We start from the raw sequence: 26601 nt of genomic DNA on the forward strand, positions 1-26601 counted from the left end.
AGAGCGGCTGGGGCAGCCCAGCCGCTTACTTTATGAGCAATGCCCTGATCAACCTGTCCAACCTCGGCTTCGCCTGGCCCGGCCAGGCCGAACTGCTGGATATCCCCGGCTTCACCTTGGAGCGCGGCGAAAGCCTGTTTCTCAAGGGCCCGAGCGGCAGCGGCAAGACCACCCTGCTCGGCCTGCTGGGCGGCGTGCAGAAGCCCAACCGCGGCAGCATCCAGCTGCTCGGTCAGGACCTGAGCAGCTTGTCCGCTGGTGCTCGCGACCGTTTTCGTGTCGATCACACCGGCTACATCTTTCAGCAGTTCAATTTGCTGCCGTTTCTCTCGGTGCGCGAGAACGTCGAGCTGCCCTGCCATTTCTCCAAGCTGCGCGCCGGGCGGGCGATCCAGCGCCATGGCAGCGTCGACAATGCAGCGGCCGCCCTGCTCGCCCACCTCGGCCTGCAGGACGCCGGCCTGCTGGAGCGCCGCGCCGATGAGCTGTCGATCGGCCAACAGCAACGGGTGGCCGCCGCCCGCGCGCTGATCGGCCAGCCGGAGCTGGTGATCGCCGACGAGCCGACCTCGGCCCTGGACTTCGACGCCCGCGAAGCCTTTCTCGAACTGCTGTTCGCCGAATGCCGCGCCGCCGGCTCCAGCCTGCTGTTCGTCAGCCATGATCAGAGCCTGGCGCGCCTGTTCGACCGCAGCCTGTCGCTGGCGGAACTCAACCGCGCCAGCCGCTTGCCAGGGATTTAAGGATGTATCTGCTTCGCCTCGCCCTGGCCAGCCTAGGCAACCGCCGCTTCACCGCGCTACTGACGATGTTCGCCATCGCCTTGTCGGTCTGCCTGCTGCTCGCCGTCGAGCGGGTGCGCACCGAGGCCCGCGCCAGCTTCGCCAGCACCATCAGCGGCACCGACCTGATAGTCGGGGCGCGCTCGGGCAGCGTGAACCTGCTGCTGTATTCGGTGTTCCGCATCGGCAATGCCACCAACAATATCCGCTGGGACAGCTTCGAGCGCTTCGCCGAGCACCGCCAGGTCAAATGGGCGATCCCGATTTCCCTCGGCGACTCGCACCGCGGCTACCGGGTGATGGGCACCAGCCCGGCGTATTTCGAACACTACCGCTATGCCCGCAGCCAAGCCTTGAAAATCGAGCAGGGCCGCGCCTTTGCCGAGGATCCCTTCGAAGTGGTGCTGGGCGCGGAAGTGGCCCAGGCGCTGAAATATTCCCTCGGCGAAAAGCTGGTGCTGGCCCACGGCGTGGCGACCATCAGCCTGGTCAAGCACGACGACAAACCCTTTACCGTGGTCGGCATTCTGCAACGCACCGGCACCCCGGTGGATCGCACCCTGCATATTTCCCTGGGCGGGATGGAAGCGCTGCATATCGACTGGCAGAACGGCATGCCGGCGCGCGGCGCGGGTGTGGTCAACGCCGAGCAAGCCAGAAATATGGATTTGCAGCCCAAGCAGATCACCGCCTTTCTACTGGGTCTGAACAGCAAGATCGCCACCTTCAGCCTGCAGCGGGAGATCAACCAATTCCGTGGCGAGCCGCTGCTGGCGATCCTGCCCGGCGTCGCCCTGCAGGAGCTGTGGAGCCTGATGGGCACGGCGGAGAAAGCGCTGTTCGTGGTCTCGCTGTTCGTCGTGCTGACCGGCTTGATCGGCATGCTCACGGCGATCCTCACCAGCCTCAACGAGCGCCGCCGCGAGATGGCGATCCTGCGTTCGGTCGGCGCGCGCCCCTGGCATATCGCCGGCCTGCTGGTGCTGGAGGCCTTCGCCCTGGCGCTGGCCGGGGTGTTCCTCGGCTTGTTACTGCTGTACGCCGGCATCGCCGCGGCGCAAAGCCATGTGCAGGCCAACTATGGCCTTTATCTGCCGCTTAATCCGCCAACGCCCTATGAGTGGACGTTGCTCGGCGCTATCCTGGCGGCCGCTCTGCTGATGGGTTGCGTACCCGCCTGGCGAGGCTATCGGCAATCGCTGGCCGATGGCTTGTCGATTCGTTTATAACGCCGCGATAACGCTTACGAGGTAACACCATGCTCCGCCCCCTGCTCGCTGCCGTGCTTGTCGTCCTGGCCGCGCCTGTATCGGCCGCCGAGGTGCGCGAGCTGGTCTGGTCGGAGATGGTGCCGGCCGATGCGCCGCCGCAAGTCGCCGAACCCGCCCCCATGCATGACCTCTCGCAACTGGCCGACGCCCTGTCCGAGTCCGGCCCGGCGGCGATGCAGCAATCGCCGGCCGCGCCTGTGGTCGAGGAGCTGGACGGCCAGACGGTGAAACTGCCGGGCTACATAGTGCCGCTGGATGTGACCGACGAAGGCCGGGTCACCGAGTTCCTCCTGGTGCCCTACTTCGGCGCCTGCATCCATGTACCGCCACCGCCGTCCAACCAGATCGTGCATGTCACCGCCGAACTGGGCGTGCTGCTGGATGCGCTGTACCAGCCGTTCTGGATCGAGGGGCCGCTGAAAGTCGAGCAGACCAGCAGCGAGCTGGCCGAGGCCGGCTACCAGATGGCCGCCGACAAGATCTACCCCTACGAGATGCCCGACAGCTGAACCGAAAAAACCAGGCTCCAGGGCCTGGTTTTCGGTTGCATCCCGGCCTGTCAGCCGCGGCTGGCCAGGCGATTGTCCCGCTCGAAGCGCAGCTCGCTCTCGGCCCACTGACGCCAGGCGCGCACCTTGCTGCCCGGGCTGCCCGCACGCTCGGCACGGCTCAGTGCCGCCAGCCCGGCCTGCCAGTGCCCCTGCTCCAGCTCCAGCTGGGCGACCTGCAGCCAGAGCTCGCCGCGGCCTGAGCGCTCGGCCAACGGCCGCAGCACCTGGGCGGCGCGGGCGCGCTCACGGGCCTGCCACCAGAACAGGCCGAGGCGTTCCTGGCGCTGGTCACTGTTGCCGAGCAGGCCGCTTTCGAGCATCCCGGACAGCAGCTTGGCGCCCTGCCAGGGCTGCCCGGCGGCGCCGGCCAGGGCCACCAGGTTGTCCAGTTCCGCCGCACTGAAGCGCAGGCCCTTGGCCTGCGCGGCGCGCAGGGTGGCCAATGCCTTGGCGTAGCCGCCAGCCATCTGCTGCAGGGCCGCCAGTTGCCGCCATTGCCGGCTGTCGTCGGGCTTGCGCGCCAGCAGGTGGCGCTGCCAGCGCTCGGCGGCCGGGTAGCGCTCGAGTTCGGCATTGACCGCCACCAGGAACTGCAGCCAGCTGTCGGCCGCTCGCGGGTTGGCCCGCACGTAGCGCTCGGCCAGGGGCAGGGCCTTGGCCGCCTGCCCCTGGCCCTGGTAGGCCTGCGCCAGCAACTGCAGCGCGTCCTCGCCGGCGTCGGCCTGCCCCGGCGCGAGCAGCTCGACGACCCGGGCATAGCGGCGCTCGATCAGGTTGAGCCGGGCCAGGTTGAGGCGCTCGTTGGCCTGCGACTCGGCGTCCAGCGTGCCGCTGGCCAGGGCCCGGTCCAGCCAGTCGATAGCCTGGACGTTCTGCCCCTGGGCCCAGGCCAGGTAGCCGCGGCTGCGCCACAGCAGGGCCTGCTCCAGGCTGCCGGGCCGGGCCTTGGCGCCGTCCAGGGCGCGCCGGGCGGCGGCGTAGTCGCCCTGCTGCTGGGCCAGCTGGGCCGCATTCAGGGCGCGAAACACCCCGGGCTCCACGCTCTGGGTGGCGGCCTGCGCGATACCGACCGCGCAGAGCAACAGCGACAGCAATAGACGGGACATCTCAGCGCCCTCCTTCCAGGCGGAAATACAGGGTCTTGACCGCCTCGCGGGCCACCGCCAGGCCGTTTTCCGTGCGCGGGGCGAAGCGCCAGCGCACCGCGGCGCGGCGGGCCTCGCGTTCGAAGACGTTGGCCGGGCTGGCTTCCAGCACCCGCAGGTTCTCCACCGCGCCGGCACGGTTGATGGTGAAGGCCAGCTTGACGTGGCCCTGGATGCCGCGCTGCAGGGCGTAGCGCGGGTATTCGGGGCTGACGTCGTTGAGCGGCATCACCTCGCTTTCCGGGCCGCCGGGGCGGCCGGGCGGCCGCGCTCGGCGCCGCCGTGCTGGGCGCTGCGGCGCCGGCACGCAAGCCGGCCAGGCTCGGCGCCGGGGCGCTGGCCAGGCTGACCGCGCTGCTCAGGCTGGGCAACGGCAGGTCCAGGCTCGGCAGGCTGGCGCTCGGCGCGATGCTCGCGGGGGCGGGCGGTTGAGGCGGCTGCGGCGTCTGCGCCTGGGGCGGCTGCGGCGCCTGCTGGCGCGAACGGCTCGCGGCCTGGCTCGACTCGCCGTCCAGACGCACGAAGTTGGCCACCACCAGGGGCTCGTCGCTGGGCAGACTGCGCGGCGGCGCCACCATGTAGAGCATCAGCGCGAACAACGCCAGGGCCATCAGGCAGGCGCCCAGGAACGACAGCGCCAGGCGCATCAGAGCGCTCCCGTGCTGGCGGCCAGGGCCACGTCCTGCACCCCGGCCAGGCGCGCCTGGTCCATCACCTGCACCACCAGGCCGGTGCGCGCGTCCTGGTCGGCCTGCACCACCACCGCGCCGTCCGGCTGGTCGACGCGCAGGCGCTCGACATGGGCGCGCACGCTGCGCACGTCGACCACCTGCTTGTCCAGCCACACCTGGCCGTCGGCGGTGATGGCGATGAGGATATTGCCCTTGTCCTGGGGGTTGGCGGTCTGCGCCTGGGGACGCTGCACCTCGACCCCCGACTCCTTGATGAAGGAGCTGGTGACGATGAAGAAGATCAGCATGATGAAGACCACGTCGAGCATCGGCGTCAGGTCGATGCCGGTGTCCTCGTCTTGCTGGTGATGGCGACGCATTCTCATGGTTGCAGCTCTCAGTCGTGACGCAGCTGGTCGGCCAGCCGCTCGAGGGCCCGGCGGGCGTCGCGTTCCAGACGCGCCAGGCTGAACAATCCGCTGATGGCCAGGACCATCCCGGCCAGAGTCGGCAGGGTCGCCTGCCATACCCCCGCGGCCATGGCGCGGGGGTTGCCGGTGCCGTTGACGGCCAGCACGTCGAACACCGCGACCATGCCGCTGACGGTGCCGAGCAGGCCGAGCAGCGGGTACAACGCCACCAGGGTCTTGCCCAGGCGCAGGGGCCCGGCCAGCTGCTGCCGGGCCTGGGCCAGCCAGGCGCTGCGCACCGCCCGCGGCCAGCTGCTGGCCGAGGAGGCCGGCAGCTGCTGCCAGGCCCGGCGGCGCTCGCGAACCCAGCGCGGGAAGACCCGGCGCATGAACCAGAAGCGCTCGAACACCAGGGTCCAGAACAGCACGCAGAGCCCGGCCAGGCCCCACATCACCACGCCGCCGGCGGCCATCAGGTCGAACAGCGCATGGCCGCCGTCGAGCAGCCGCAGCCACAGGCCGAAGCCGTCAGTCACGGCGCGGCGCCCCGGACAGGTGCAGGGCGATCAGCCCGGCACTCTGCTGCTCGAGCAGCTGGATCAGGCCCTTGCTGCGGCTGGCCAACAGGCTGTGCAGGAACAGCAACGGGATCGCCACCACCAGGCCCAGCACCGTGGTCACCAGGGCCTGGGAGATGCCGTCGGCCATCAGCCGCGAGTCGCCGCCGCCACTCTGGGTGATGGCCTGGAAGGTGACGATCATGCCGGTCACGGTGCCGAGCAGGCCGAGCAACGGCGCCACCGCGGCCAGCAGCTTGAGCAGGCCCTGGCCCTTCTCCAGCGGCGGCGTCTCCTGCAGGATCGCCTCGTCCAGCTTCAGCTCCAGGGTCTCCAGGTCGGCCAGCTGCGGCTTGGGCCCGAGCACGCCGATCACCCGGCCCAGGGGGTTGTCGGCGCGCGGCGTACCCAGCTCGCGGATCTGCGCGCTGACGCCACGGCCGACGCCGGCCAGGAAGACCAGGCGCCAGATCGCCAAGACCAGGCCCAGGCCGCCCAGGGCCAGGATCAGGCCCCCGACCAGGCCACCCTGCTGCACGCGATCCCACAGGTTCGGCTGACGCTGCAACTGCACCAGCAGATTGCCGCGACTGGGGTCGATCGGCAGGCGCGCCAGGCTCGCACCGCCTTCCAGGTAGTCCGCCACCAGACCCAGGCCGGCGGGCTGGCGCGGTGGCGCCAGCAGCTCGCCGGCAGCCGCGTCGTAATGCAGGAAGGCCTCCTCGCCGAAGGCGGCGAAGCTGCCGACCCGCAGCACCGGCTGCGCGCGGCGCACGCCGTCGGCGGCCACCACCGGCAACTCGAGGCGCTCGATGCGGCCGCTGGCTGCCAGGTCTTCGAGCAGCAGCATCCAGTAGCCGTCGAGGTCTTCGGCCGACGGCAGGCTGCGGCTCTCGGCCAGGGCGGCGAGGCGTTGCAGACGCTCGGGGTACTGGGCGTTGAGCAGGCTGTCCTGCCACTGGCCGGCGACATCGCCGGCGCTCTGGCGGACCACCGCGAACAGCTCGCCGAGGTGGCCGGCACGCTGGGCCAGCAGCTGCTCCTGCGCCGCCAGCTCGGTCTCCAGGCGGTCGAACTCGGCCTTCAGCCGCGCGGCCTCGGCCTCCTGCACCTGCAGGGCGGCCTTGGCCGCGGCCAGCAGCCTGGCCCGCTCGCCCCGCTCGGCGACGAAGGCCTGCTCGCGCGCGGCCATGGCCGCGACTTCGGCGGCGCGGTCGCTGCGGATACGCTGCAGCAGTTGATCGGGATTGAGCGGCGCGGCGGCGCCGGCCAGCGCCGGCAACAGACCGAGGAGCACGACGGCGAGATAACGGCGGCTCATCGGGCGGCCTCCTGGTTCAGGGTGCGCACCGGCAGTTCGAGCAGCGCCGGTGCCTGCTCCTGGCGGGCAATGGCGATGGCCTGGCGCAGCGGCCGCCGGGCATCGCCGGCGAGGGTCTGCCAGCTGCCGCTCTGCGGGCTCCACCAACCGCTCTCGTGACCGTCGAGGGTCTGGTAGTAGAGCATGGTGCGGCCGAGCCGGAGGAACTCGACGCTGCGGCCGCCGTCCTCGCCCGCCAGCTGGCCGCGCCAGGCCTCCAGGGTGCGGCCGTAGTCGCTCTCGACCTGGTAGGCCTCGAGGATGCGCCGGTACTTCTCCGCCAGGCTGACGTCGGCCCGCGGCAGCAGCTCCTGCAACTGGGCCAGGCGATCGCTGCGTTCCTCGGGCAGGAACGGCAGGTCGGCGGCGACGAACTGGCCGAGCACCTCGACCATCCGGCGCATCTGCGGCGTGACCGCCTCCTGGGTGCGCTCGATGCCGTCCAGCTGCCGCTGGTAGCCCGCCAGCTCCTTGCGCTGAGCCGCCACCAGCTCGCGCAGCTGGGCGTTGTAGCCCTTCAGGGCCTCGGCCTGCTGCAGGGCGTTGCGGTATTCGCCGAGCATCGCCCGGCTGGCGTCATCCAGCTGTTCGATGCGTGCCTGCGAGGCCTTGGCCTCGGCGGCCAGGCGCTGGCTTTCGTCCAGGGCGGCGTCCAACGGCGCCGCCAGCAGCGGCGTGCTGCCGAGCAACAGGGCGCCGGCCAGCGCGCGGAGGGAGTGAGGGGGCATGGGGACAGTCCTCGTCCAAAGGGCTCAGATCAAAAAGAGAAACATTATCATCTGCGACCGAGACGAAAGCAACGGACAAAAGGCCGCAGAACGGCGGCGGCTTTTATTGAGCTGGGTCAAGAGGGCATTTTCTTAGCTCCCTAACATCATCCGCAACCAACAGCCTTCTACGACTCGACCGGAGCCCCCCATGCGCAAGTCCCTGCTCACCCTCTCCCTACTGGCCATGGCAGTGGCCGCCCCCCTGGCCCAGGCCTACCAGGCGGGCGACTTTCTGCTCCGTGCCGGCGCCATCACCGTCGATCCGCAGGAAAAGAGCGGTGCCATCTGGGTCGGCGCGCTGCACAGCGACGTGCTCGGCACCAAGGCCTCGCTCAACAGCGATACCCAGCTGGGCCTGAACTTCGCCTATATGCTCGGCGCCCATGTCGGCATCGAACTGCTGGCGGCGACGCCCTTCACCCATGATGTCGGCGTGAAAGGCATGCCGGGCCCCTTCGCCGGCCTGAATGGCAAGCTGGGCGAGCTCAAGCAGCTGCCGCCGACCCTGAGCCTGCTGTACTACCCGCTGGACAGCGCCTCGCGCTTCCAGCCCTATGTGGGCGCGGGCATCAACTACACCTGGTTCTTCGACGACAAGCTGAGCGGCGCAGCCGAGAGCAAGGGCTTCCGTGGCCTGGACATGGAGGACTCCTGGGGCCTGGCCGCCCAGCTGGGCATGGACTACATGCTCGGCGAGAACCTGCTGATCAACGGCCAGGTGCGCTATATCGACATCGACACCACGGGCACCACCGCCTTTGCCGGGCAGAAGGTCAAGGTGGATGTGGAGGTCGATCCCTGGGTCTATATGGTCGGCCTGGGCTACAGATTCTGAGCCCCGCCCCACGAAAAAGCCGGCAGTGCGCCGGCCTTTCTATTCGGCGCTCGCCTCAGGCGAGCCCCAGCAGGCGCTGCAGGCCCAGGCGTAGCGGTGTGGGCGCGGGCAGCCGGTAGCCGGCCTGCAGGCGCCGGTTGTCCGCCCGCGAGTGGCGGATGTCGCCCGGCCGCGGCGCCTGATGGCTGACCGGCGGCAGGCCACCGAACAGGCCGGCGATCTCGGCCAGCAGCTGGTTGAGGCTGACGGCCTGGTTCCAGCCGACGTTCACCGCCCCCGGCACCGCGGCGGGGGCGAGCAACGCCTGCAGCAGCACCTCGACCAGGTCGGCGATGTAGAAGAAGTCGCGGGTCTGCTCGCCGTCGCCGAACACGGTGATCGGCAGGCCCTGCTGGGCGCGCCGGGTGAAGATGCTGATCACCCCGGAATAGGGCGAGGACGGGTCCTGGCGCGGCCCGAAGATATTGAAGAAGCGGAAGATCGCCGGCTCCAGGCCATGCTGGCGCCGGTAGAAGTCCAGGTAGTGCTCGCTGGCCAGCTTGTCCGCCGCATAGGGCGTCAGCGGCGCCTTCGGGGTGTCCTCGTCGATCGCCTGACCTTCGCCGTTGTTGCCGTAGACCGCCGCACTGGAGGCGAACAGCACCCGCTTGACGCCCTGCACCCGCATGGCCTCGCAGACATTCAGGGTGCCGACGAAGTTGCTCCGGTGGGTACGCACCGGATCGTCCACCGAGGCCTGTACCGAGGCGACGGCCGCCAGGTGGGCCACCGCGCGGCAGCCGGCCATGGCCTCATCGACCCGGGCGGCATCGGCCACATCGCCCTCGATCAGCTGCAGGCGCGGCTCATCCAGCGGCAGGTTGCTGCGCTTGCCCATCGACAGGTCGTCCAGCACCCGCACGGCGCAGCCCCGAGCGAGCAGGGCATCGACCAGATGCGAGCCGATGAAGCCGGCGCCGCCGGTGACCAGGACGGGGGCGTCAGACATGGCGGTAGTAGCGATCCAGCAGGCTCGGCAACCCGGCGCGCCAGGCACGCGGCTTGATGCCGAAGGTATTGAGGATTTTCTTGCAGGCGAGCACCGCATGCTGCGGCTCTTCGGCCGCGTCGGGGCGGGCGGCATGGGCCTGGGCGGTGATCTCCTCCACCAGGTCATGCCGGTAGTTGCGCGCCTCGCTCAGCACCGCCTGCCCGAGGGCCAGGGCGGTGGTCGCCTCATGGCCGCCGTAGTGGTAGGTGCCCCACAGCGGCGACTGGCAATCGAGCTGTTTGAGCACGGCGAGGATCACCCGCGCGGCGTCGTCCACCGGTGTCGGGTTGCCGCGCCTGTCGTCGGCCAGGGCCAGGGCCGCGCCCTTCTCGGCGCGGGCCAGGAAGCGCGCCAACAGCCCCTCGGGACTGTCGTCCAGCAGCCAGCCGAAGCGCAGCAGCACGTGCCGCGGACAGGCCGCGCGCACGCTCTGCTCCAGGCGCCACAGGGCCTGAGCACGGCCGCCCAGGGGCTGCGGCTCTTCCTTCTCGCTGTAGGCGGTCACCCGCGAGCCATCGAACACCCGGTAGCTGGAGGGCTGCAGCAGGCGGATGTCGTGATGCCGGCAGAGTTCGGCGAGGCGCTCGACCGCGCGCTCCTGGGCTCCCAGGCGCGCCGCGTCGACGGCCCTGGCCTCGGCCTGAAACCAGTCGAAGTAGTAGGCCAGGTTGACCAGGGCATCGGGGCGGGTGTCGTCCAGCAACTGGGTCAGGCTGGCGGCATCCCAGCCGCCCTCCGGCGGGCGCGGGGCGAGGAAACCGATATCCTCCTCGGCGCCGAGACGGATCAGGGCCTGCCCCAGCGCGTTGCCGCCCCCCAGCAGCATCAGGCGCATTCGCATGATAAAGGCTGAACTCAGGCGATCAGAACGGGATGTCGTCGTCGAAGCTGTCGAAGTCCGCGGCCGGCTGGGCCGGTTGCTGCGGCGCCGGACGCGCGGCCTGCTGTTGCGGTGCACGCTGCGGCGCCGGACGCTGCTGGCGCGGAGCGTTGTCGCCACTGTCGCCGCTCGGACGGCCGCCAAGCAGCTGCATGGTGCCCTGCATGTCGACGATGACCTCGGTGGTGTAGCGCTTGACGCCGTCCTTCTCCCACTCGCGAGTCTGCAGCTTGCCCTCGATATACACCTGGGAGCCCTTGCGCAGGTATTCGCCGGCGATCTCGGCGACCTTGCCGAACAGCGCCACGCGGTGCCACTCGGTCTTCTCGACCTTCTGTCCGGTCTGCTTGTCGGTCCACTGCTCGCTGGTGGCCAGGCTCAGGTTGGTCACCGCATTGCCGCTGGGCAGGTAGCGGGTCTCCGGGTCCTGTCCACAGGTGCCGACCAGAATGACTTTGTTAACCCCACGGGCCATAACGTTCTCCTAGGCTTTCAGCACGTCGCCGGCGCCGGCTCGATCAGGCGCTCCAGGGACGTGCGATCCAATTGTTGGGTATCCACTTTGATGTAGAGCGCGGCTTCATCACGCACCACCACGGCATCCGCCACTCCGGGCACGGCCAGTAATCGCTCGGCCAGCCCCGCTTCTTGCAAGGCCGCGGCTGAAAGCGGCAGGCGCAGGCTGGTGACATAAGGCGGTTCGCGCATAGTAACAGCAAAGACCAGCCAAAGCAGGGCCAGCAGGGCGCAGCCGAGGAACACGCCCGACAGGCTGTAGTGCTGATACAGCCAGCCGCCGAGGATGCCGCCCAGGGCCGCGCCGAGGAACTGGCTGGTGGAGTACACGCCCATGGCCGTGCCCTTGCCGCCGGCCGGGGCGACCTTGCTGATCAGCGAGGGCAGCGAGGCCTCCAGCAGGTTGAAGGCGGTGAAGAACAGCACCGTGCCCAGCACCAGCGCGCGCAAGCTGTCGCCGAAAGCCCAGAAGTGCAGTTCGCAGAGCAGCAGCACCGCCACCGCGCCGAGCAGCACCCGCTTCATCCGGCGCTTCTTCTCGCCGTAGATGATGAAGGGCAGCATGCCGAAGAAGCCGATCAGCAGCGCGACCAGGTACACCCACCAGTGTTCCTCCTTGGCCAGCCCACCCTGCTCCACCAGGGCCAGCGGCAGGGCGACGAAGCTGGCCATGAGGATGGCGTGCAGGGCCAGGATGCCGAAGTCCAGGCGCAGCAGCTCGGCGTGCTTGAGGGTCGGCCACAACGCCTGCCGGGCCACGCCCGACTCGCGGTGCTGCAGCGGCCCGGCGGTGCGCGGCACCAGGCCGGCGACTATCAGCATGCCCAGCAGGGCCATGGCCGCGGTGGCCCAGAACAGCCCGGACAGGCCGAAGGCGCGGGTCAGCAGCGGCCCCACCACCATGGCCACGGCGAAGGACAGGCCGATGCTCATGCCGATCAGCGCCATGGCCTTGGTCCGGTGCTGCTCGCGGGTCAGGTCCGAGAGCAGCGCCATCACCGCCGCCGAGATGGCCCCGGCGCCCTGCAGCACGCGCCCGGCGATCACCCCCCAGATGGAGTCGGCATTGGCCGCCAGCACGCTGCCGGCGGCGAAGATCAGCAGGCCGACGTAGATCACCGGACGCCGGCCGATACGGTCGCTGAGCATGCCGAAGGGTATCTGCAGCAGCGCCTGGGTCAGGCCGTAGGCGCCGATGGCCAGGCCGATCAGCGCCGGCGTGCTACCGGCCAGCTCCATGCCGTAGGTCGCCAGCACCGGCAGCACCATGAACATGCCAAGCATGCGGAAGGCGAACACCAGCGCCAGGCCACCGGCCGCGCGGGTCTCCCCGGCGCTCATACGCTCGCTGTGCGAATCGTGCATTTACCCAAGCCCTACCGAAACGAGGCGGCGATTCTAGCAGCCATCCCGCCCGCGGCACAGGCACGCACTTTGCCGCAGGGCGACGCCAAGCCCTATACTCGCGGGTTTCCGCCCGCCATGCGAGGCCGCTGTTCGTGGACAAGATTCTGATCCGTGGGGCACGCACCCATAACCTGAAAAACATCGACCTGACCCTGCCGCGCGACAAGCTGATCGTGATCACCGGCCTGTCCGGCTCCGGCAAATCCTCCCTGGCCTTCGACACGCTGTACGCCGAGGGCCAGCGCCGCTACGTCGAGTCCCTGTCGGCCTATGCCCGGCAGTTCCTGTCGATGATGGAGAAGCCCGACGTCGACACCATCGAGGGCCTGTCGCCGGCCATCTCCATCGAGCAGAAGTCCACCTCGCACAACCCGCGCTCCACCGTCGGCACCATCACCGAGATCTACGACTACCTGCGCCTGCTCTACGCCCGCGTCGGCATCCCGCGCTGCCCGGACCACGACGTGCCGCTGGAGGCGCAGACCGTCAGCCAGATGGTCGACCAGGTGCTGGCCCTGCCCGAGGGGCGCAAGCTGATGCTGCTGGCCCCGGTCATCCGCGAGCGCAAGGGCGAGCACCTGTCGGTGTTCGACGAACTGCGCGCCCAGGGCTTCGTCCGCGCCCGGGTCAACGGCAAACTCTACGAGCTGGACGAACTGCCCAAGCTGGACAAGCAGAAGAAGCACTCGATAGACGTGGTGGTGGACCGCTTCAAGGTCCGCGAGGACCTGCAGCAGCGCCTGGCCGAATCCTTCGAGACCGCGCTGAACCTGGCCGACGGCATCGCCCTGGTGGCGCCCATGGACGACGAGGAAGGCGAGGAGATCATCTTCTCCGCGCGCTTCGCCTGCCCGCACTGCGGCCACTCGATCAGCGAGCTGGAGCCCAAGCTGTTTTCCTTCAACAACCCGGCCGGCGCCTGCCCCACCTGCGACGGCCTGGGGGTCAAGCAGTTCTTCGACGCCAAGCGCCTGATCAACGGCGAGCTGACCCTGGCCGAGGGGGCGATCCGCGGCTGGGACAGGCGCAACGTCTACTACTTCCAGATGCTCGGCTCGCTGGCCGCGCATTTCGGCTTCAGCCTGGAGATCCCCTTCGACGAACTGGCCGCCGAGCAGCAGAAGGTCATCCTGTTCGGCAGCGGCGCGCAGAGCGTCGACTTCAAGTACCTCAACGACCGCGGCGACATCGTCAAGCGCGCCCATCCCTTCGAGGGCATAGTGCCGAACCTGGAGCGCCGCTACCGCGAGACCGAGTCGGCCAGCGTGCGCGAGGAGCTGGCCAAGTTCCTCAGCACCCAGCCCTGCCCGGACTGCCGCGGCACCCGCCTGCGCCGCGAGGCGCGCCACGTATGGATCGGCGAGCGCACCCTGCCGGCGGTCACCGGCCTGCCGGTGGGCGAGGCCTGCGACTACTTCGGCGAGCTGCACCTCTCCGGCCGGCGCGGCGAGATCGCCGAGAAGATCCTCAAGGAGATCCGCGAGCGCCTGCAGTTCCTGGTCAACGTCGGCCTCGACTACCTGACCCTGGACCGCAGCGCCGACACCCTGTCCGGCGGCGAGGCCCAGCGCATCCGCCTGGCCAGCCAGATCGGCGCCGGCCTGGTCGGCGTCATGTACATCCTCGACGAGCCCTCCATCGGCCTGCACCAGCGCGACAACGAGCGCCTGCTCGGCACCCTCACCCACCTGCGCAACCTGGGCAACACGGTGATCGTCGTCGAGCACGACGAGGACGCCATCCGCCTGGCCGACTATGTGGTGGACATCGGCCCCGGCGCCGGCGTGCACGGCGGCCAGATAGTCGCCGAGGGCACCCCGGACCAGGTGATGAGCCACCCGGACTCGCTGACCGGCAAGTACCTGTCCGGCCGCGAACGCATCCGCTACCCGGCGACCCGCACCCCGGCCGACCGCCAGAAGCTGCTCAGGCTCAAGGGCGCCCGCGGCAACAACCTGCGCAATGTCGACCTGGAGATTCCGCTGGGCCTGCTCACCTGCGTCACCGGGGTGTCCGGCTCGGGCAAGTCGACCCTGATCAACAACACCCTGTTCCCCCTGGCGGCCACCGCCCTGAACGGCGCCACCACCCTGGAAGCCGCCGCCCACGACAGCTTCGACGGCCTGCAGCACCTGGACAAGGTGGTCGACATCGACCAGAGCCCGATCGGCCGCACCCCGCGCTCCAACCCGGCCACCTACACCGGCCTGTTCACCCCGATCCGCGAGCTGTTCGCCGGGGTGCCGGAGTCGCGCTCGCGCGGCTACGGGCCGGGGCGCTTCAGCTTCAACGTCAAGGGCGGGCGCTGCGAGGCCTGCCAGGGCGACGGGGTGATCAAGGTGGAGATGCACTTCCTGCCGGACATCTACGTGCCCTGCGACGTGTGCAAGGGCAAGCGCTACAACCGCGAGACCCTGGAGGTGAAGTACAAGGGCAAGAGCATCACCGAGGTGCTCGACATGACCATCGAGGAGGCCCGCGGTTTCTTCGACGCGGTGCCGGCGATTGCCCGCAAGCTGCAGACGCTGATGGACGTCGGCCTGTCCTACATCAAGCTGGGGCAGAGCGCGACCACCCTGTCCGGCGGCGAGGCGCAGCGGGTCAAGCTGAGTCGCGAGCTGTCCAAGCGCGACACCGGCAAGACCCTGTACATCCTCGACGAGCCGACCACCGGCCTGCACTTCGCCGACATCCAGCAGCTGCTCGACGTGCTTCACCGCCTGCGCGACCACGGCAACACCGTGGTGGTGATCGAGCACAATCTGGACGTGATCAAGACCGCCGACTGGCTGGTGGACCTCGGCCCCGAGGGCGGCTCCAAGGGCGGCATGATCATCGCCACCGGCACCCCGGAAGAGGTCGCCGAGATGGCCCAGTCGCACACCGGCCACTTCCTCCGCCCGCTGCTGCAGCGCGACCGCACCCCAGCGGCCGTCGCCGAGGCCTGAGCCGGCCGCCACCAATTACGCAAAAGCCCCGGAAGACCGGGGCTTTTGCGTCCGCAGAGGCGGTTCGCCGTTACGCCAGATCGAAGCGATCCAGGTTCATCACCTTGGTCCAGGCCGCGACGAAGTCCTTGGCCAGCTTCTCCTTGCCATCGGCACTGGCGTAGACCTCGGCATAGGCACGCAGCACCGAGTTGGAACCGAAGACCAGATCGCAGCGGCTGCCGCTGTACTTCACCTTGCCACTGCTACGCTCCTTGCCTTCGAACACCTCGGCACTGCCATCGACAGCCTTCCACTCGATGCCCATGTCCAGCAGGTTGACGAAGAAGTCGTTGCTCAGAACGCCGACCTTGTCGGTGAAGACACCCTGCTGGCCGCCATCATGGTTGGCTCCCAGAACCCGCAAGCCACCGACCAGCGCCGTCAACTCGGGCGCAGTCAGGGTCAGCAGCTGCGCCTTGTCGACCAGCATGGCCTCGCTCGGCACGCCCAGCTGGCCCTTGCTGTAGTTGCGGAAGCCATCGGCGAAGGGCTCGAGCACATCGAAGGACTCGATGTCGGTCTGATCCTGACGGGCATCGACACGGCCCGGGGCGAAAGGCACATCCACGCTCACCCCGGCGGCCTTGGCCGCCTGCTCCACCCCCACATTGCCGGCCAGCACGATGACGTCCGCCAGCGATGCCTTGCCCGAAGCCTTCTGGATCTCTACCAGCTTGGGCAGTGCCTTGATAGCACGCCGGTTGACCTCCCAGTCCTTCTGCGGTGCCAGGGCCAGCCGTGCACCATTGGCCCCGCCGCGCTTGTCGCCGCCGCGGAAGGTCGAAGCCGAAGCCCAGGCGACCGACACCAGGTCACCCACCGACAAGCCGGAGGCGGCGATCTTGGCCTTGAGGTCGGCGATATCGGCGGCACTGGGGTTATGCGTCGCCGCCGGCAGCGGGTCCTGCCAGATCAGGTCCTCTTTCGGCACTTCCGGGCCAAGATAGCGCGCCTTCGGCCCCATGTCGCGGTGGGTCAGCTTGTACCAGGCGCGCGCGAATGCGTCGGCAAAGGCCTGGGGATCGTCCAAAAAGCGCTTGGAGATCTTGCCGAACTCCGGATCGAAACGCAGGGTCAGGTCGGTGGTGAGCATGGTGGGTTTGTGGAACTTGCCCGGCACATGGGCGTCCGGGATGATCTCAGGCGCATCCTTGGCGACCCACTGCTTGGCCCCGGCCGGCGAGGTGGTCAGCTCCCACTCGTACTGGAACAGGTTCTCGAAGAAGTTGTTGCTCCACTGCGCCGGGGTCTTGGTCCAGGTTACCTCGATGCCACTGGAGATGGTGTCCTTGCCATGGCCGCTCCCGAAGTTGCTCATCCAGCCCAGGCCCTGCGCCTCGATCGGCGCAGCTTCTGGCTCCGGCCCCTTATGCGACTCCGGCGCGGCACCGTGGGCCTTACCGAAGGTGTGGCCGCCGGCGATCAGGGCGACGGTTTCCTCGTCGTCCATGGCCATGCGTCCGAAGGTGGCGCGGATGTCCTTGGCCGCGAGCATATAGTCGCCGCTGGCGTTAGGCCCTTCCGGGTTCACGTAGATCAGGCCCATATGGGTGGCACCGAACGGCGCCGACAGCTCGCGGTCGCCGGTAACGCGCTGCGGGTCCACGTCCAGCCAGCCGATCTCCGCGCCCCAGTTCACATCCAGGTCCGGCTCCCACACGTCTTCACGGCCGCCACCAAAGCCGAAGGTGCGAAAGCCCATGGACTCCAACGCGACATTGCCCGCCAGCACCAGCAGGTCGGCCCAGGAGATGCTCTGGCCGTACTTCTGCTTGATCGGCCACAGCAGGCGGCGGGTCTTGTCGATATTGACGTTGTCCGGCCAGGAGTTCAGCGGCGCGAAACGCTGCTGCCCACGACCGCCGCCGCCGCGGCCGTCGGTGGTGCGATAGGTGCCGGTGGCGTGCCAGGCCATGCGAATCATCTGCGGGCCGTAGTGACCGAAGTCGGCCGGCCACCAATCCTGGCTATCGGTCATCAGCCTGGCCAGGTCCGCCTTGAGCGCCTTGTAGTCGAGCGTCTTGAACGCCTCGGCGTAGTTGAACTTTTCGCCGAGCGGATTGGATTTCTCAGAGTGTTGGTTGAGCAGGTCTATACGCAGCTGGTTAGGCCACCAATCCTTGTTTGTGGTACCGCCACCCGCGACATGGTTGAACGGGCATTTACCTGGGCTGGACATGGTTCTCTCCTCCTCCTCATCGGGTCGGTTCACTTAACTGCAACCGACGATGAAAGAAGATTAGACCCGCTTCTTGTGAAGAACCAATTTATGAAAAATAACCACCTGATAGATTTTTTCTTTGCTAGAGAAGTCGAACAGAATCCGCTGGTGCCCCCAAAACCCGGGCACGCACTACACCTCGGATAGCTGCCAGCGGCCCCACCTGCCCGGGGGGCATCGACGCACTGCGCGCCGGCAGCAGCGGGACGCTGCCGGGCACCAGGCTACAGGGACATAGCCATCAGAAACGGGCCTTGTGGCCCGTTATTTCATCTCAGCACGCTCAGGCGATCAGCAGGAAGCCGACGAAGGCCAGGGCCGCCGCGATCAGGGTATAGGGCAATTGGGTCAGTGCATGGCTGATCAGGTTGCAGCCCGAGCCCTGCGCCGCCAGCACCGTGGAGTCACTGTAGAAGCAGGCCTGGCTGCCGAACGCCGAAGCCGAGAGCAGAGCGCCGATCACCAGCGGAATATTGGCATCCAGGGCATAGGCCAGCGGCATGACGATTGGAATCGTCACCGCGAAGATGCCCCACGACGACCCGGTGGCAAACGCCAGCAGGGCCATGGCCACGAATACCAGTGCCGGCAGCAGCTGCGCCGTCATATAGGGTTTAAGCGACTCGACCACGTACTGCGGCAGCAGCAACTGGTCGCATACATCCTTGAAGATGAAGGCCGCGATGACCGTGCCAATGGCCGGCAGCATGGTCTTGAAGCCCTCCATCATTTGCTCGAGCATCTCGTCCAGCGGCATCAGCCCCTGCACCAGGTAGAAGGGCACCATCAGCGCCAGGGTCGCCAGCATGCCCATCCACACGTCGATATCGAAGTAGACGGTGAAGCCGACCAGCAGCAGCAGCGGTACGATGAAGTTGTGCAGCCGGCCAGAGTTCTTGTCGGCCTCGGCCAGTTCCTGCTCCACGGCCTCGACGCTCAGCTCGGCGACGTGCATGGCGCCGGCCGAACCGTGGCGCGCCAGCATCTCGGCCTTGCGCATCGGGCCGATGGCCGGGAACAGCCCGGCCGCCACCAGCACCACCAGCATGACCGACAGCCAGGCATAGAACATGTATGGGATGGCTTGCATGTAGACGCCGATGCCCTGTCCGGCTGCGGCGATCCCGTTGCTTTCCAGCAGGCCGCCGAAGAACACCGCCCAGGTCGACAGCGGCACCAGCACACAGACCGGCGCCGCGGTGGAATCGACCACATAGGCGAGCATTTCGCGGGAAACCTTGAAGCGGTCGGTGACCCGCTTCATGGTCTCGCCCACGGTGAGGGCATTGAGGTAGTCGTCGACGAAGATCACCAGGCCCAGCACGCAGGTCATCAGCAACGAGGAGCGACGCCCCTTGGCCAGCTTCAGCGCAGCCCGCCCGAAGGCCAGCGCACCGCCCGTACGCACCAGCAGGGCGATCAGCGCACCGAAGCTGCCACAGACCAGGATCAGCCAGCCGATGGTTTCGTCCTGCATCACCCTCAGGGATATCTCGGCGAAACCGCCCAGCGCCGCCTGGGGGCCGAGCAGCAGCAGGCCGGCGATCGCGCCGAGCACCAGCGCCAGGATGGGCCGGCGCAGCCAGATAGCCAGAATCAATACGACAGCGGGAGGGAGCAAACTCAGAGCGGTAGGTTCGGACATGATGTGCAATTGTTCTTATTGGAGCCGGGTTACGGCGGGTTCGAAGACAGACGAACCTTACCCGAGCCGGCGCATGCACACAATATCAAACACGACGTGCGGAATATTATTCACCACAAAAACAAAAAACCGGGCCTGGGCCCGGTTCTTCTTACCACCTGCAACTTACTCGGCAGCTTCCACTGCGCCGCCGACCGGACGGTCGACCAGCTCAACGTAAGCCATCGGAGCGTTGTCGCCAGCGCGGAAACCGCACTTGAGGATACGCAGGTAACCGCCCTGACGGGTGGCGTAGCGCTTGCCCAGGTCGTTGAACAGCTTGCCGACGATGGCTTTCGAACGGGTACGGTCGAAGGCCAGACGACGGTTGGCAACGCTGTCTACTTTAGCCAGGGTGATCAGCGGCTCGGCGACGCGACGCAGTTCCTTGGCTTTCGGCAGAGTAGTTTTGATCAGCTCGTGCTCGAACAGCGAAACCGCCATGTTCTGGAACATGGCCTGGCGGTGGGCGCTGGTACGGCTGAGGTGACGGCCACTTTTACGATGACGCATGATTCAATTCCTTACCAAACTCACGTTCGGTGATGATGACGATCAGGCAGTCGCCTTATCGTCTTTCTTCAGACTTGCCGGCGGCCAGTTGTCGAGGCGCATACCGAGGGACAGACCGCGAGAAGCCAGAACATCCTTGATCTCGGTCAGGGACTTCTTGCCCAGGTTCGGGGTTTTCAACAGCTCTACTTCGGTGCGCTGAATCAGATCGCCGATGTAGTAGATGTTTTCTGCCTTGAGGCAGTTGGCCGAACGAACGGTCAGTTCCAGGTCGTCTACCGGGCGCAGCAGGATCGGATCGATCTCGTCTTCCTGCTCGACCACCACTGGCTCACTGTCACCCTTGAGGTCGACGAACGCGGCCAGCTGCTGCTGCAGGATGGTCGCGGCACGACGGATAGCCTCTTCCGGGTCCAGGGTACCGTTGGTTTCCAGGTCGATGACCAGTTTGTCCAGGTTGGTACGCTGCTCGACACGAGCGTTTTCCACCACGTAGGACACACGGCGCACCGGGCTGAACGAAGCGTCGAGCTGCAAGCGACCGATGCTGCGGCTCTCGTCTTCGTCGCTCTGGCGCGCGTCCGCCGGCTCATAGCCGCGGCCACGGGCCACGGTGAGTTTCATGTTCAACGCGCCATTGGCGGCCAGGTTGGCGATTACGTGGTCGCCGTTGACGATTTCGACATCGTGATCCAGCTGAATATCGGCAGCGGTAACTACACCCGAGCCCTTCTTCGCCAGAGTCAGCGTCACTTCGTCGCGACCGTGCAGCTTGACAGCCAGACCTTTCAGGTTGAGCAGGATCTCGATGACATCTTCCTGCACACCTTCGATGGCGCTGTACTCGTGGAGCACACCGTCAATCTCGGCCTCGACTACTGCACAGCCAGGCATGGAGGACAACAGGATGCGGCGCAGCGCGTTGCCCAGGGTATGGCCGAAACCACGCTCGAGAGGCTCGAGGGTGATCTTGGCGCGGGTCGGACTGACCACCTGCACATCAATGTGACGGGGGGTCAGGAACTCATTTACCGAAATCTGCATGGATGCACCTATTTTCTAGCCCTTACTTGGAGTAGAGCTCGACAATCAGGCTTTCGTTGATGTCGGCGGAGAGGTCACTGCGAGCCGGGACGCTTTTGAATACGCCGGACTTCTTCTCAGTGTCCACTTCTACCCATTCAACGCGGCCACGCTGGGCGCACAGCTCAAGAGCCTGAACAATGCGCAGCTGATTCTTCGACTTCTCGCGAACAGCAACGACGTCGCCAGCTTTAACCTGGTAGGACGGGACGTTTACGGTCTGACCGTTGACGCTGATCGCTTTGTGCGAAACCAGCTGACGGGATTCGGCGCGGGTAGCACCAAAGCCCATACGGTAAACCACGTTATCCAGACGGCACTCCAGCAGCTGCAGCAGGTTCTCGCCGGTGGCGCCCTTCTGGCTGGCAGCTTGCTTGTAGTAACCGCTGAACTGACGCTCCAGCACGCCGTAGATACGACGGACTTTCTGCTTTTCGCGCAGCTGGGTGCCGTAGTCGGACTGACGGCTACGGCGCTGGCCGTGAATACCCGGGGCTGCTTCGATGTTGCACTTCGATTCCAGAGCGCGAACGCCGCTCTTCAGGAACAGATCGGTGCCTTCACGACGAGACAGTTTGCATTTGGGACCAATGTAACGAGCCATTTCTCACTGTCTCCTGATTACACGCGACGCTTCTTCGAAGGACGGCACCCGTTATGCGGGATGGGCGTCACATCGGTGATGCTGGCGATCTTGTAACCGCAGCCGTTCAATGCACGGACAGCGGACTCACGACCCGGACCGGGACCCTTGACGTTCACGTCGAGGTTCTTCAGGCCGTATTCCAGCGCGGCTTGACCAGCGCGCTCGGCAGCCACCTGGGCAGCGAACGGGGTGCTCTTGCGCGAGCCGCGGAAGCCCGAACCACCGGAGGTGGCCCAGGACAGGGCGTTGCCCTGACGGTCGGTGATGGTCACGATGGTGTTGTTGAAAGACGCGTGGATGTGGGCGATGCCATCAACCACCGTCTTTTTGACTTTCTTACGAGTACGAGCAGCAGGTTTTGCCATGACTAAATTCCTGTCGATTCGCGAATGCGATTACTTGCGGATCGGCTTGCGCGGGCCCTTGCGGGTGCGGGCGTTGGTCTTGGTGCGCTGGCCACGGACCGGCAGACCACGACGATGGCGCAGGCCGCGGTAGCAGCCCAGATCCATCAAGCGCTTGATCTTCATGTTCACTTCGCGGCGCAGGTCACCCTCGGTGTTCACCTTGGCGACTTCGCCACGCAGCTGCTCGATCTGCTCGTCAGAGAGATCTTTGATCTTTACCGCGGGATTGACCCCGGCAGCAGCACAGATTTTCTGTGCGGTGGTGCGACCGACACCGAAGATGTAGGTCAGCGAGATAACAGTGTGCTTGTTATCCGGAATGTTAACGCCTGCAATACGGGCCATTCAGTGGAACTCCAATTGACAGCTACCTACGCCCCGGAAGCCAAGAAATAGGGCGCGAGATATTAACGCTGTAGAAACAAATAATCAACCCGGCAGCGCACTAGCTGCCGGGCTTATCACGCTTCACTCACACTCAGCCTTGGCGCTGCTTGTGACGCGGCTCCGCGCTGCAAATCACTCGCACGACACCTTCGCGACGAATAATTTTGCAGTTACGGCACAGCTTTTTCACCGATGCACGAACTTTCATCACCAACTCCTCGAACCTTATGGACACTTCAGCGGAGCATGCCGCTGCCGTAGCCCTTCAGGTTGGCTTTCTTCATCAGGGATTCGTACTGGTGCGAAACGAGGTGCGATTGTACTTGCGACATGAAGTCCATCACAACCACCACCACGATCAGCAACGAGGTCCCGCCAAGGTAGAACGGTACGTTGGCCGCCACCACCAGGAACTGGGGCAACAAGCATACGGCCGTCATGTACAGAGCACCGAACATGGTCAAGCGGGTCAACACGCCATCGATATAGCGCGCGGACTGCTCGCCCGGACGGATGCCCGGAATAAAGGCACCGGACTTCTTCAGGTTTTCCGCTACGTCTTTCGGATTGAACATCAGCGCCGTGTAGAAGAAGCAGAAGAAAACGATCCCTGCACTAAACAGCAAAATGTTCAACGGCTGACCAGGAGCGATAGCCTGCGAAATATCCTGCAGCCAGCCCATACCTTCGGACTGGCCAAACCAGGAACCCAGCGAGGCCGGGAACAACAGAAGGCTGCTGGCAAAAATAGCCGGGATCACCCCTGCCATGTTCACCTTCAACGGCAGGTGGCTGGTCTGCGCGGCAAACACCTTGCGACCCTGTTGACGCTTGGCGTAATGCACCGCAATGCGACGCTGGCCACGCTCAATGAACACCACGAAACCGATGATCGCTACTGCCAACAAGCCGATGGCGATCAGCGCGAAAATATTGATATCGCCCTGACGCGCAGACTCGAAGGACTGCCCGATCGCCGCCGGCAAACCGGCCACGATGCCTGCAAAGATCAGCATCGAGATTCCGTTGCCAACACCGCGCTCGGTGATCTGCTCGCCCAGCCACATCATGAACATCGCGCCCGCCACGAAGGTGGTGACCGCAACGAAGTGGAAGCCGAAATCGACCGAGAACGCCACGCCCTGACTCGCCAGACCGACGGACATGCCGATGGCCTGAACGAACGCCAGGACGAGAGTGCCGTAGCGGGTGTATTGACTGATCTTGCGACGACCAGCCTCACCTTCCTTCTTCAACTGCTCCAGCTGCGGGCTGACGGCGCTCATCAGCTGCATGATGATCGAGGCCGAGATGTACGGCATGATCCCCAATGCAAAGATGCTCATCCGCTCCAGCGCGCCGCCGGAAAACATGTTGAACAAGCTAAGAATGGTCCCCTCATTCTGTCGAAACAGGTCCGCCAGACGGTCAGGGTTTATCCCCGGAACTGGGATGTGTGCGCCGATCCGGTAGACGATGATCGCCATGAACAGGAAGCGCAGTCGAGCCCAGAGCTCGGATAACCCGCCATTGCTGAGCGCTGAGAGAGCACCTTGCTTAGCCATTTAGTCCTCGAACTTACCGCCAGCTGCTTCGATAGCCGCGCGCGCACCTTTGGTGGCGGCGATACCTTTAAGGATGACCGCGCGAGTAACCTCACCGGACAGCATGACTTTCACACGCTGCACGTTTTGGTTAATCAGGTTGGCATCCTTCAGCGCCTGCAGGGTAACGACATCGCCTTCGACCTTGTTCAGCTCGGAGGTACGCACTTCGGCGCGATCCATAGCCTTCAGAGAGACGAAGCCGAACTTGGGCAGACGACGGTGCAGAGGCTGCTGGCCGCCTTCGAAGCCCGGAGCAATGGTGCCGCCGGAGCGCGAGGTCTGACCCTTGTGGCCGCGGCCACCGGTCTTGCCCAAGCCGCTACCGATACCACGGCCCGGACGGTGCTTCTCGCGACGGGAACCCGGCGCAGGACTCAAATCGTTCAGGTACATGGATTAACCCTCCACGCGCAGCAGATAGTAAGCCTTGTTAATCATGCCGCGATTTTCCGGAGTATCCAGAACCTCAACGGTGTGATTGATGCGGCGCAGGCCCAGGCCCTTGACGCAAGCTTTGTGGTTGGCCAGACGGCCGTTCACGCTTTTGACCAGCGTGACTTTCACGGTATTAGCCATGGTTAGAGAATCTCCTCGACGCTCTTGCCACGCTTGGCCGCAACAGACCCTGGAGACTGCATAGCCTTCAGACCCTTGAAGGTGGCATGCACCACGTTCACTTGGTTGGTCGAGCCGTAGCACTTGGCCAGAACGTTCTGCACACCGGCCACTTCCAGCACGGCACGCATGGCGCCGCCGGCGATGATACCGGTACCTTCGGATGCCGGCTGCATGTACACCTTGGAGGCGCCGTGGGCGGCCTTCATCGCGTACTGCAGGGTGGTGCCGTTCAGGTCAACCTGGATCATGTTGCGACGCGCAGCTTCCATCGCCTTCTGGATGGCGGCCGGCACTTCACGGGACTTGCCGCGGCCGAAACCGACGCGGCCCTTACCATCACCCACCACGGTCAGCGCGGTGAAAGTGAAGATACGGCCACCCTTAACGGTCTTGGCAACGCGGTTAACCTGTACCAGCTTCTCGATATAGCCTTCGTCGCGCTTTTGGTCGTTATTTGCCATAACTTAGAACTCCAGCCCGCCTTCACGAGCAGCATCGGCCAGCGCCTTGACGCGACCGTGGTACTTGAAGCCAGAACGGTCGAATGCAACCTGAGTCACACCAGCGGCTTTCGCACGCTCAGCAACCAGCTGACCAACTTTCGTGGCCGCGTCGACGTTGCCAGTGGCGCCATCACGCAGTGCTTTGTCCAAGGTCGAGGCGCTGGCCAGAACCTTGCTGCCGTCGGCCGAAATGACCTGGGCGTAAATGTGCTGCGAGGAGCGGTACACGCAGAGACGCACGACTTCGAGTTCGTGCATTTTCAGACGTGCTTTGCGCGCGCGACGCAGTCTTGTTTCTTTCTTGGCGGTCATTTGCTAGCCCTACTTCTTCTTGGCTTCTTTACGACGGACGACTTCGTCGGCGTAACGAACACCTTTACCCTTGTAAGGTTCAGGACGACGGAAGTCACGAATCTCCGCAGCAACCTGACCAACCAGTTGTTTGTCCACACCCTTGATCAGGATATCGGTCTGGCTCGGGGTTTCGGCGGTCACGCCTTCCGGCAGCTGGTAGTCGATCGGGTGCGAGAAGCCCAGCGCCAGGGACAGCACCTGACCTTTGGCTTGCGCCTTGTAACCAACGCCAACCAGCTGGAGCTTACGCTCGAAGCCGGCACTGACACCGATCACCATGTTGTTGACCAGGGCACGAGTAGCACCGGCCATCGCACGAGTCTGCTGGTCGCCGTTGCGAGCGGCGAAACGCAGCTCGTCGGCTTCCTGAACCACTTCAACAGACGAATGAACCTTCAGTTCCAGAGTACCCTTGGCACCCTTTACCGAAAGCTGCTGACCGGCGAGATTGATCTCGACTCCGGACGGCAGCTTGACGGGGTTTTTAGCAACGCGAGACATGGCTATCCCCCCTTAGAACACAGTGCAAAGCACTTCGCCGCCGACACCGGCAGCGCGCGCAGCGCGATCCGTCATCACACCCTTGTTGGTGGAGACGATGGATACGCCGAGACCGCCACGAACCTTTGGCAGATCATCGACGGACTTGTACTGGCGAAGGCCTGGACGGCTCACGCGCTTCACTTCCTCGATGACCGGACGGCCTTCGAAGTACTTCAGCTCGATGGACAGCTGCGGCTTGCTTTCGCCGCTGATCTGATAACCCGCAATATAACCTTCGTCCTTGAGAACCTTGGCTACAGCCACCTTCAGCGTGGAAGACGGCATGCTTACGACGGACTTTTCAGCCATCTGGGCATTACGGATACGAGTTAGCATGTCCGCTAACGGGTCCTGCATACTCATGGGCTAGACGCTCCTGATACAAAAAGAATTAGCCTTACGGCTAAGAGTCACCGAATGCTCCGGACAAAATGCGGCCCAGGCTCAGGCGAGCCGAACATTCTAGAGACTGCTCAAAAATGAATCAAGCCCCAAAGGGGCTCGATTCACACAAAGACAAAGCCGGCACAAGGCCGGCTTCGCTTGTTACCAGCTGGCTTTCACCAGACCCGGCACATCGCCACGCATTGCCGCTTCGCGCAGCTTGATGCGGGACAGACCGAACTTGCGATAAACGCCGTGCGGACGACCGGTAACGCGGCAGCGATTGCGCAGGCGCGAGGCGCTGGCGTCACGCGGCTGCTTCTGCAGGGCTACCTGGGCTTCCCAACGCGCTTCCGGACTGCTGTTCGGGCTGACGATGATAGCCTTCAGCTCGGCACGCTTCTTCGCGTACTTGGCTACCGTTTGCTGACGCTTCAGCTCACGGTTTTTCATGCTCGATTTGGCCATGATCCAAC

At 65.6% G+C, this 26601-nt stretch carries 30 protein-coding genes and 1 pseudogene; 5 read left to right on the forward strand and 26 right to left on the reverse strand.

Annotated features, from left to right (window positions below; translation table 11 throughout):
• Nucleotides 1-32 precede the first annotated feature (32 nt).
• From I0D00_RS19545 to I0D00_RS19555, 3 genes are read left to right on the forward strand one after another with little or no spacing between them, the layout of a single operon-like run.
• The gene (locus I0D00_RS19545; protein WP_213641469.1) at nt 33-743 is read left to right on the forward strand and encodes an ABC transporter ATP-binding protein; all 711 of its coding nucleotides are present in this window, start codon (nt 33-35) and stop codon (nt 741-743) included.
• Nucleotides 744-745: 2 nt separating this feature from the next.
• Complete coding sequence (locus I0D00_RS19550; protein ID WP_213641470.1) at nt 746-2011, forward strand: ABC transporter permease; 1266 nt, start codon at nt 746-748, stop codon at nt 2009-2011.
• Nucleotides 2012-2040: 29 nt separating this feature from the next.
• The gene (locus I0D00_RS19555; RefSeq protein ID WP_213641471.1) at nt 2041-2562 is read left to right on the forward strand and encodes a DUF3299 domain-containing protein; all 522 of its coding nucleotides are present in this window, start codon (nt 2041-2043) and stop codon (nt 2560-2562) included.
• 50 nt (nt 2563-2612) lie between these two features.
• On the opposite strand, the gene I0D00_RS19560 is transcribed toward I0D00_RS19555, so the two are convergent.
• From I0D00_RS19560 to I0D00_RS19585, 6 genes and pseudogenes are all read right to left on the reverse strand, one after another.
• A complete protein-coding gene (locus tag I0D00_RS19560) occupies nt 2613-3710 on the reverse strand; it encodes a tetratricopeptide repeat protein (protein WP_213641472.1) in 1098 nt (365 codons plus the stop codon).
• A 1-nt stretch (nt 3711) separates the two neighbouring features.
• A pseudogene (locus I0D00_RS19565) lies at nt 3712-4396 on the reverse strand (energy transducer TonB).
• The gene (locus I0D00_RS19570; protein WP_213641473.1) at nt 4396-4806 is read right to left on the reverse strand and encodes an ExbD/TolR family protein; all 411 of its coding nucleotides are present in this window, start codon (nt 4804-4806) and stop codon (nt 4396-4398) included. Before I0D00_RS19570 ends, I0D00_RS19565 begins: the two are co-directional and overlap by 1 nt.
• 11 nt (nt 4807-4817) lie before the next feature.
• Nucleotides 4818-5366: a MotA/TolQ/ExbB proton channel family protein gene (locus I0D00_RS19575; RefSeq protein ID WP_338050453.1), complete on the reverse strand. Its 549-nt coding sequence runs from the start codon at nt 5364-5366 to the stop codon at nt 4818-4820.
• A complete protein-coding gene (locus I0D00_RS19580; RefSeq protein WP_213641474.1) occupies nt 5359-6708 on the reverse strand; it encodes a MotA/TolQ/ExbB proton channel family protein in 1350 nt (449 codons plus the stop codon). The genes I0D00_RS19575 and I0D00_RS19580 overlap by 8 nt, the downstream gene beginning before the upstream one ends.
• Complete coding sequence (locus I0D00_RS19585; protein WP_213641475.1) at nt 6705-7475, reverse strand: DUF3450 domain-containing protein; 771 nt, start codon at nt 7473-7475, stop codon at nt 6705-6707. Before I0D00_RS19585 ends, I0D00_RS19580 begins: the two co-directional genes overlap by 4 nt.
• A gap of 190 nt (nt 7476-7665) precedes the next feature.
• On the opposite strand from I0D00_RS19585, the gene I0D00_RS19590 reads away from it, so the two are divergent.
• Nucleotides 7666-8352 (forward strand): OmpW/AlkL family protein, encoded by a 687-nt coding sequence (locus tag I0D00_RS19590; RefSeq protein ID WP_213641476.1) that lies wholly within the window; start codon nt 7666-7668, stop codon nt 8350-8352.
• Nucleotides 8353-8407: 55 nt separating this feature from the next.
• On the opposite strand, the gene I0D00_RS19595 is transcribed toward I0D00_RS19590, so the two are convergent.
• From I0D00_RS19595 to I0D00_RS19610, 4 genes are read right to left on the reverse strand one after another with little or no spacing between them, the layout of a single operon-like run.
• Nucleotides 8408-9340, reverse strand: coding sequence for an NAD-dependent epimerase/dehydratase family protein (locus I0D00_RS19595; RefSeq protein ID WP_213641477.1), 933 nt, complete (start codon nt 9338-9340; stop codon nt 8408-8410).
• Nucleotides 9333-10223, reverse strand: a complete 891-nt coding sequence (locus I0D00_RS19600) for a sugar nucleotide-binding protein (protein WP_213641478.1) — start codon at nt 10221-10223, stop codon at nt 9333-9335. The genes I0D00_RS19595 and I0D00_RS19600 overlap by 8 nt, the downstream gene beginning before the upstream one ends.
• A 22-nt stretch (nt 10224-10245) precedes the next feature.
• On the reverse strand, nt 10246-10737 hold the full coding sequence (locus I0D00_RS19605) for a single-stranded DNA-binding protein (protein WP_213641479.1): 492 nt from the start codon (nt 10735-10737) through the stop codon (nt 10246-10248).
• Nucleotides 10738-10754: 17 nt separating this feature from the next.
• A complete protein-coding gene (locus I0D00_RS19610; RefSeq protein WP_213641480.1) occupies nt 10755-12143 on the reverse strand; it encodes an MFS transporter in 1389 nt (462 codons plus the stop codon).
• A gap of 134 nt (nt 12144-12277) precedes the next feature.
• Between I0D00_RS19610 and uvrA the strand changes: the two genes are divergently transcribed.
• Nucleotides 12278-15133 (forward strand): excinuclease ABC subunit UvrA, encoded by a 2856-nt coding sequence (gene uvrA, locus I0D00_RS19615; protein WP_213641481.1) that lies wholly within the window; start codon nt 12278-12280, stop codon nt 15131-15133.
• 70 nt (nt 15134-15203) lie between these two features.
• Here uvrA and katG read toward each other — a convergent pair whose 3' ends face one another.
• From katG to rpsN, 16 genes are all read right to left on the reverse strand, one after another.
• The gene (gene katG / locus I0D00_RS19620; protein WP_213641482.1) at nt 15204-17354 is read right to left on the reverse strand and encodes a catalase/peroxidase HPI; all 2151 of its coding nucleotides are present in this window, start codon (nt 17352-17354) and stop codon (nt 15204-15206) included.
• Between the two features lie 325 nt (nt 17355-17679).
• Entirely contained in the window at nt 17680-18996 is a 1317-nt protein-coding gene (locus I0D00_RS19625; RefSeq protein WP_246533314.1) for a Na+/H+ antiporter NhaC family protein, read from the reverse strand.
• A 210-nt stretch (nt 18997-19206) separates the two neighbouring features.
• Nucleotides 19207-19593, reverse strand: a complete 387-nt coding sequence (rplQ, locus tag I0D00_RS19630; RefSeq protein WP_213641484.1) for a 50S ribosomal protein L17 — start codon at nt 19591-19593, stop codon at nt 19207-19209.
• Nucleotides 19594-19635: 42 nt separating this feature from the next.
• Nucleotides 19636-20637 carry a DNA-directed RNA polymerase subunit alpha gene (locus I0D00_RS19635; RefSeq protein WP_213641485.1) on the reverse strand — a complete coding sequence of 334 codons (1002 nt, stop codon included), beginning with the start codon at nt 20635-20637 and terminating at the stop codon, nt 19636-19638.
• A 22-nt stretch (nt 20638-20659) separates the two neighbouring features.
• On the reverse strand, nt 20660-21280 hold the full coding sequence (rpsD, locus tag I0D00_RS19640) for a 30S ribosomal protein S4 (RefSeq protein ID WP_213641486.1): 621 nt from the start codon (nt 21278-21280) through the stop codon (nt 20660-20662).
• Between the two features lie 17 nt (nt 21281-21297).
• The gene (gene rpsK / locus I0D00_RS19645; protein WP_013789773.1) at nt 21298-21687 is read right to left on the reverse strand and encodes a 30S ribosomal protein S11; all 390 of its coding nucleotides are present in this window, start codon (nt 21685-21687) and stop codon (nt 21298-21300) included.
• Nucleotides 21688-21717: 30 nt separating this feature from the next.
• On the reverse strand, nt 21718-22074 hold the full coding sequence (gene rpsM, locus I0D00_RS19650) for a 30S ribosomal protein S13 (RefSeq protein ID WP_213641487.1): 357 nt from the start codon (nt 22072-22074) through the stop codon (nt 21718-21720).
• A gap of 133 nt (nt 22075-22207) precedes the next feature.
• A complete protein-coding gene (rpmJ, locus tag I0D00_RS19655; protein ID WP_002555468.1) occupies nt 22208-22324 on the reverse strand; it encodes a 50S ribosomal protein L36 in 117 nt (38 codons plus the stop codon).
• 28 nt (nt 22325-22352) lie between these two features.
• The gene (secY, locus tag I0D00_RS19660; protein ID WP_213641488.1) at nt 22353-23681 is read right to left on the reverse strand and encodes a preprotein translocase subunit SecY; all 1329 of its coding nucleotides are present in this window, start codon (nt 23679-23681) and stop codon (nt 22353-22355) included.
• Nucleotides 23682-24116 (reverse strand): 50S ribosomal protein L15, encoded by a 435-nt coding sequence (rplO, locus tag I0D00_RS19665; RefSeq protein WP_213641489.1) that lies wholly within the window; start codon nt 24114-24116, stop codon nt 23682-23684. It abuts the gene before it with no gap.
• A gap of 3 nt (nt 24117-24119) precedes the next feature.
• On the reverse strand, nt 24120-24299 hold the full coding sequence (gene rpmD / locus I0D00_RS19670; RefSeq protein ID WP_213641490.1) for a 50S ribosomal protein L30: 180 nt from the start codon (nt 24297-24299) through the stop codon (nt 24120-24122).
• A gap of 2 nt (nt 24300-24301) precedes the next feature.
• Nucleotides 24302-24802 carry a 30S ribosomal protein S5 gene (gene rpsE, locus I0D00_RS19675; protein ID WP_213641491.1) on the reverse strand — a complete coding sequence of 167 codons (501 nt, stop codon included), beginning with the start codon at nt 24800-24802 and terminating at the stop codon, nt 24302-24304.
• Between the two features lie 3 nt (nt 24803-24805).
• Nucleotides 24806-25156 carry a 50S ribosomal protein L18 gene (gene rplR, locus I0D00_RS19680; protein WP_213641492.1) on the reverse strand — a complete coding sequence of 117 codons (351 nt, stop codon included), beginning with the start codon at nt 25154-25156 and terminating at the stop codon, nt 24806-24808.
• Nucleotides 25157-25165: 9 nt separating this feature from the next.
• Nucleotides 25166-25699 carry a 50S ribosomal protein L6 gene (gene rplF, locus I0D00_RS19685; RefSeq protein WP_213641493.1) on the reverse strand — a complete coding sequence of 178 codons (534 nt, stop codon included), beginning with the start codon at nt 25697-25699 and terminating at the stop codon, nt 25166-25168.
• Nucleotides 25700-25711: 12 nt separating this feature from the next.
• The gene (gene rpsH, locus I0D00_RS19690) at nt 25712-26104 is read right to left on the reverse strand and encodes a 30S ribosomal protein S8 (RefSeq protein ID WP_160347652.1); all 393 of its coding nucleotides are present in this window, start codon (nt 26102-26104) and stop codon (nt 25712-25714) included.
• Nucleotides 26105-26287: 183 nt separating this feature from the next.
• On the reverse strand, nt 26288-26593 hold the full coding sequence (gene rpsN / locus I0D00_RS19695) for a 30S ribosomal protein S14 (protein WP_213641494.1): 306 nt from the start codon (nt 26591-26593) through the stop codon (nt 26288-26290).
• Nucleotides 26594-26601 lie beyond the last annotated feature (8 nt).

This window comes from Pseudomonas lalucatii (genome assembly GCF_018398425.1).
Classification (GTDB): Bacteria; Pseudomonadota; Gammaproteobacteria; order Pseudomonadales; family Pseudomonadaceae; genus Aquipseudomonas; species Aquipseudomonas lalucatii.